The organism is Streptomyces aureus (assembly GCF_001418135.1).
Lineage (GTDB): Bacteria > Actinomycetota > Actinomycetes > Streptomycetales > Streptomycetaceae > Streptomyces > Streptomyces aureus_A.
Window position 1 is genome coordinate 43,493 of record NZ_LIPQ01000038.1, and the last position, 6,433, is coordinate 49,925.

Here is a 6,433-nt window from a genome sequence, read left to right on the forward strand (position 1 = left end):
TGTGCCGTCCTCAGTGGACGGGGTGCATGGTGCGGCGCAGCCAGGGCGCCAGGGCGATCACGACGAGGCCGACGACCACGGCCACGGCGCCGTTCACCCCGAAGTAGACGGGCTTGGAGACGTCGTCGTAGAGCTTCACGATCTGTGCCTGGATGCCGTTGGCGAGCGCGAGCGAGAGGAACCAGAGCGACATGGTCTGGCTGGAGAAGGCCTTCGGGGCGAGCTTGCTGGTGGCCGACATCCCGGAGGTCTCCAGGAGTACGTCTCCGAGGCCCAGCAGCAGGTACGAGCCGACGATCCACCAGGCGGCCATCCGGTAGGTGTCGTCGGCGTGCCCGGACGTCGGCAGGACCATCAGGAGGAAGGACAGACCGCCGAGGATCACACCGAAGGCGATCTTGTTGGAGGCGTGCGGCTGCCTGTGCCCCATCCGGGCCCAGACGGCGGCCACGACGGGCGCCAGGGCCACCTCGAAGGCGCCGAGGGCGGAGGCGTACCAGCTCGCCGGGAAGTCGAAGCCGAGGATGGTCGTACGGGCGTTGGTGGAGGCCAGCAGGATCATCGTCGAGTACGCCTGGAACAGGATGAAGTTGAAGACGACCGAGGCCAGGAACAGCACCACGTACGGCTTGAGGCGGCCGCGCTCCTCCGCGGTGACCCGGGGGCTCGTGAACATCACCCAGAAGTAGACGACAGGCGCGATCACCGAGATCACGGTCAGCACGTCCACGAACCGGTCCATGGTCAGCCAGCCGGCGAGCGCGAGGGCGGTGGCGGCGAGGGCCACGACGACCGCCCCGCCGATCATCAGCCGGACCGCCCGCCGCATGGCCTCGGGGGCCAGCGCGAACTCGGCGGAGTGCTTGCGTCCGGCCAGGTGACGGCGGCCCGCCACGTACTGGACGAGGCCGAACGTCATGCCGAGCGCGGCGGCCGAGAAGCCCCAGTGGTAGCCCTTGTGGTCGGCGAGCCAGCCGGTGATCAGCGGGCCGGCGAACGCGCCGATGTTGATCGCCATGTAGTAGAGCGCGAAACCGGCGTCCCGGCGGTCGTCGTCCGTCCGGTACAGCTTGCCGACCATGGTCGCCACGTTCGGCTTGAGCAGTCCCGTGCCCGCGCTGATCAGGCCGAGGCCCACCCAGGTCATGGCGGCCGTCGGCACGGCCATCGCGTAGTGGCCGCAGGCGATCAGGATGCCGCCCCAGAGGACCGCCCGGTACGAGCCGAGGATGCGGTCCGCGAGCCAGCCGCCGGCCACCGAGACCAGGTAGACGAGCGTGCCGTACGCCGCGGAGACCGAGGCCGCGGTGCCCGCCGCCATGCCGAGACCGCCGTCGGAGACGGCCGCGGCGAAGTAGAGGACGAGGATCGCCTGCATGCCGAGGAACGAGAACCGCTCCCAGACCTCCAGGCCGGAGAGGGTCAGCAGCCCCCGGGGATGCCCGAGGAAGGCGCGGTCGTCCTCGGGGGGAGGCTGCTCGCCGTTCGTATCGGTGTCGATCGCTGTTCGGGACAAAGGGCATACTCCTGGTCGTATGAGCTGATCCCGAACATACCGGGGGTGACGGGAAGGCGCCCACGGTGATCGAAAGGTGACCGGATACGCTGGCTTGAGTGAATCGAGCGACACATCGACAATCCATGTGATCGTCAGCGTGATCGCCAGCAATCCGTGTGAACGATTCGTGGGAACATCAGCAGGCGTCAGCAGACAGGAGACCCCCTCGTGACCGTCGTCGGGCCGTTCGGTCTTAGCGTGCGGGACCAGGCTCTTGAGGCCGATGTCCAGACCGGGTTGGCGGCAGTGGAGGCGGGCCTCCTCGACGCCACCAAGAGCGATGTCCCCTTCATCACGGAGGCCGCCCAGCACCTCGTCCTGGCCGGCGGCAAGCGGTTCCGCCCCCTGCTCGTGATGCTCGCCGCCCAGTTCGGCGACCCCTACGCGCCCGGCGTCGTGCCCTCCGCCGTCGTCGTCGAACTCACCCACCTGGCCACGCTGTACCACGACGACGTCATGGACGAGGCAGACGTCCGGCGCGGCGTCGACAGCGCCAACACCCGCTGGGGCAACTCGATCGCCGTCCTCACGGGTGACTTCCTCTTCGCCCGCGCCTCGCACACGCTCGCGGACCTCGGTCCCGAGGCCGTACGCATCCAGTCCGAGGCGTTCGAACGGCTCGTCACCGGACAGATCCTGGAGACCGCGGGCCCGCAGGAGGGCCGCGACCCGGTCGACCACTACCTCGACGTCCTCGGCGGCAAGACCGGCTCCCTCGTGGCCGTCTCCTGCCGCTTCGGCGCCATGATGGCCGGAGCCGACGAGAGCGTCGTCGACATCCTCACCCAGTACGGCGAACGGCTCGGCGTCGCCTTCCAGCTCGCCGACGACGTCCTCGACATCGCCTCCGACTCCCACGAGTCCGGCAAGACCCCCGGCACCGACCTCCGCGAGGGCATCCCCACCCTGCCCGTCCTGCACCTGCGGGCCGCGGCCGCCGCCCACGGGCGCCCCGAGGACCTGGAGCTCGTCGACCTCGTCGACGGCGACCTGACCGACGACACCCGGCACGCCGAGGTCCTGCGCCGACTGCGCGCCCACCCGGCCCTGGAGCAGGCCCGCCGGGACACCGTGCGGTACGCGGAGGAGGCGCGCGCGATGCTCGCGCCGCTGCCGGACGGGTACGCGAAGGCCGCTCTCGCGGAGCTGTGCGACGCGGTGGTGCACCGGGCGGGCTGACGCCCCCGGGAGCGGCGTACGGACGGTCCGGCGCGGTCCGGCGGCGGCGTACGGACAGGCCTGACGCGGTCCGGCGGCGGCGTACGGACGGACCTGACGCGGTCCGTCGCACGGCGGCCCGTCTCAGGGTCGGGTCATCCCGAAGCAGTACGTGAGGTTGATCCCCGGGGCTGACGCTTCAGCCCCTCCCTTTTGGTGAGATGGAGACATCGACCACGAGGGCCCGTGAAGGGCACGGAGGTAGGGGAGACCATGGCACAGACCCGTAAGGCGAGCCGGTACATCGTCCCGGTCGCGGTGGCAGGAGTTGCCGCGGCGACCATCGGCCTTGTCCCGGCGCTGGCGGCGTCCGGCGACCCCGATCTGCCGGAGATCACCGCCCAGCAGCTCATCGAGAAGATCGCCGCCTCCGACACCCAGACCCTGTCCGGCACGTTCCGGATCTCCACCGACCTGGGGCTGCCCCTGGAGGGCCTGACCTCCGGCCTCGGCGGCCTCGCCGGCGGCATGGGCGGCGGCGCCGGTGGCAGCGCGTCGGTCGACCCCTCGGAGCGGCTGACCCAGCTCGTCTCCGGCAGCCACACCCTGCGGGTGGCGGCGGACGGCCCCGAGCGCCAGAAGCTGACCCTGCTCGACGGCTCCGACGAGTACAGCCTGATCCACAACGGCGACGACGTCTGGGCGTACGACAGCAAGTCCAAGGAGGTCTTCCACGAGAAGGCCCCGGCGGACGCGGACGCCCCGGGCGCCCACGACGGCCCGAAGGGCAAGGAGCTCCCGGGCACGCCCAAGCAGCTCGCGGACGAGGTCCTGAAGGCGGCGGGCGACACCACCTCGATCACCGTCGACGGTACGGCGAAGGTGGCCGGCCGGGACGCGTACCAGCTGGTGATCAAGCCGAAGCAGTCCGGTTCGACGGTCGAGTCAGTGAAGATCGCGGTGGACGCGGCGAACGGCACCCCGCTGAAGTTCACCCTCGCCTCGGTCGAGGGCGGCAAGCCCGTCGTCGACGCGGGCTTCACGAAGGTCGACTTCTCGAAGCCGGCGGCCTCCGACTTCACCTTCAAGGCTCCGGCGGGCGCGAAGGTGACCGAGGGCGGGGCGGAGAAGGCGGCGGGTGAGGAGGGCGACCCGTTCGGCGGTCAGCTGCCGGAGGGCCTTGAGGACGCGTTCGGCGGCTTCGGTCCCGGCCTCGACTCCGGCAAGGGCGGCGTGAACGTCATCGGCGAGGGCTGGACGACGATCGCGAAGATCGACACCGGGGCGCCGGCGCCCAGGACGGACGAGGCGCCGAAGGAGGTCCAGGGGCTCCTGGACTCCTTCGGCGACAAGGTCACCGGCAAGTTCGGCTCGGGCACCCTCTTCAAGACGAAGATCGTGAACGCGCTCCTCACCGACGACGGCAAGGTCTACGTCGGCGCGGTGACGAAGGACGCTCTGGTGGACGCGGCGAACGCCGGCAAGTAGCGCCGTACGGAAGAGAGTTGGGACCCCGGGCGGGTCGGGGGCGATGTTCACCGACCCGCCCGGGCGTTCTTGTGTTTCCGTTCCTGCGGCCTTACGGGAACGTCAGCTTGAAGCCGCTGATGTAACCGGTGTCGACCGAGGCCTTGTCCTGGACGCGAAGCTTCCAGGCACCGTTGGCGACCTCGGAGGAGGCGTTCACGGTGAAGGTCTGGACGATGTTGTCGGCGCTGCCGCCCGACCGGTTGGACAGGCTGTACACCGAGCCGTCCGGGGCGACGAGGTCGACGACGAGGTCACCGCGGTAGGTGTGGACGATGTCCACGCCGACGGCGAGGTTGCTCGGAGCGTTGCCCGTGACACCCGTGACGTTGACCGTGGAGGTCACCGCGGCGCCGTTGTCCGGGACCGAGACGTCGGCCGTGTTCTCGAAGACCTTGCCGGGGGGCGGCGTGGTCGTGCCGGCGGACAGCGTCCAGATCGCGTGCGCGATCGCGTCGCTGTTGCGGTCGAGGGCGGTGTCGTTGATGTTCGACGTCGTGTCGCAGGACGAGTGGTAGCAGCGGTCGAAGGCCGTGGCCGTACCGCCCCACTTCTGCACCTGGGCACTGGACTTGACCCGGCTGGCACCCGTGAAGAGGCCGCCGACGGGGACGCCGACGTTCTTGAAGGAGGCGTGGTCGGAGCGGCCGTCGCCCTCCGTCTCGATCTCCGTCGGGACGCCGAGACCGGCGAAGTAGTTCTTGAACGTCGTCTCGATCGTCGGGTCGTCGTCGTAGACGAAGTAGCCCGGGTTCGGCGACCCGATCATGTCGAAGTTGAGGTAGCCCGAGAGCTTGGCGCGCTCCGCGGTGGGCAGCTGGGCCACGTAGTACTTCGAGCCGACGAGACCGAGCTCCTCCGCGCCCCACCAGCCGAAACGCAGGTGCTTGGTGGGCTGGTAGCCGGACCGGGCGACGGCGAGGGCGGTTTCGAGGACGGCCGCGGAGCCGGAGCCGTTGTCGTTGATGCCGGGACCCGAGGACACGGAGTCCAGGTGCGAACCGGCCATCAGGACCTGGTTCGGATCACCGCCGGGCCAGTCGGCTATCAGGTTGTAGCCGGTGGATCCGCCCGAGGTGAACTGTTGGACGGTGGTGGTGTATCCGGCGGCGTCCAGCTTGGCCTTCACGAAGTCGATCGACGCCTTGTAGCCGGTACGGCCGTGGGCGCGGTTGCCACCGTTGGCGGTGGCTATCGACTGGAGGTCCGTCAAGTGCTGCTTGACGTTGGCCAGCGGGATGTCGGGTGCGGCGGCGGCCGCGGCCGGGTTGGCCGAGGCGGTGGTGCCGGTGAGCCCGGCTAGGGCGAGCGCCGCGAGAGCGGCGACCGCGGTGGCTTTGGTGACACGTCTGGGCACGGAGATGTTCATCTGTGGGGGCTCCGGATTCCGAACGGGGATGGGACGGAACGTGCGAGACGCCTCGGGCTTGAGTGCCACGAGGCGCTGGAGCTGTGCGAGTGCGTGTGCTGTGTTCAGTTGTCTGGGTGTTCAGATGTTCTGTTGTGCGTGCTGAATGTTCAGCGAGAATTTGACTCCGCGTCAAGAGCGGAAACCGGTCAGGTGTGTTCGCTCACCGAACAAGCGCGTCCAGAGCGGCCTCTCGCACCCCGGGATCGAGGTCGTCCGCCAACTCCTTCAGAAGGAGGTCGACTCCGGGCGTCGACCAGGAGGCAGCGGCTTCGGCGAGGGCGATCCGCACGGCCGGGTCGTCATGCCGGGCGAGCCGGGAGAGACGTGCCAGCGGAGCGCGTCGCCGCATCCCGTACCACCGGAGCGCCTCACGGAGCGCCGTCGTGTCGCCGCGGGCCTCGGCCGCCTCGACCTGGGCGAGCAGTACGCGGGGAGCGGGCGGCGGCCCGTCGAGCGGATGGGGCCGCCGCTCACGGAGCCGGCGGGCGCCGTAGCCGCCGCGATCCCGGCAGCCGAAACAGAGGCAGGGCGGTGTGCCGTGGGCGTCGGGTCGGTAGCGCCACCCGTTGACCTGCCGTACGGACCGGATGTGCCGGACCTCGGCGGGGGCGACGGAGCGCGGCAGGAACACCTCCCAGCCCCGGCAGTCGGCGGCGTCGGCGACCCGCCGCACGGCCTCGGCGGCCGACACCTGCGGGGGCCGGTGGTCGCTGTACCGTCCGACGGTCACGGGCTCGTCGCCGGCCAGCCGTACGGCTGCACGACGACGAGCCCGTGAC

Annotated in this window: 5 protein-coding genes; 2 read left to right on the forward strand and 3 right to left on the reverse strand. The window is 70.2% G+C overall.

The genetic code is table 11. The features are described 5' to 3' along the window. Positions 1–10 precede the first annotated feature (10 nt). Complete coding sequence (locus AOK00_RS04585; protein WP_173861502.1) at positions 11–1,516, reverse strand: peptide MFS transporter; 1,506 nt, start codon at positions 1,514–1,516, stop codon at positions 11–13. Between the two features lie 210 nt (positions 1,517–1,726). Between AOK00_RS04585 and AOK00_RS04590 the strand changes: the two genes are divergently transcribed. Both AOK00_RS04590 and AOK00_RS04595 read left to right on the forward strand, forming a co-directional pair. Then, positions 1,727–2,737, forward strand: coding sequence for a polyprenyl synthetase family protein (locus AOK00_RS04590; RefSeq protein WP_055599022.1), 1,011 nt, complete (start codon positions 1,727–1,729; stop codon positions 2,735–2,737). Positions 2,738–2,989: 252 nt separating this feature from the next. Beyond that, positions 2,990–4,204 carry a LolA family protein gene (locus AOK00_RS04595; RefSeq protein WP_055599029.1) on the forward strand — a complete coding sequence of 405 codons (1,215 nt, stop codon included), beginning with the start codon at positions 2,990–2,992 and terminating at the stop codon, positions 4,202–4,204. Between the two features lie 91 nt (positions 4,205–4,295). Here AOK00_RS04595 and AOK00_RS04600 read toward each other — a convergent pair whose 3' ends face one another. Both AOK00_RS04600 and AOK00_RS38090 read right to left on the reverse strand, forming a co-directional pair. Beyond that, positions 4,296–5,612, reverse strand: a complete 1,317-nt coding sequence (locus AOK00_RS04600; protein WP_055599023.1) for a M28 family metallopeptidase — start codon at positions 5,610–5,612, stop codon at positions 4,296–4,298. 202 nt (positions 5,613–5,814) lie between these two features. After that, positions 5,815–6,433 (reverse strand): HEAT repeat domain-containing protein (locus tag AOK00_RS38090; RefSeq protein WP_216822233.1); only part of this gene is annotated, 619 nt, incomplete at its 5' end.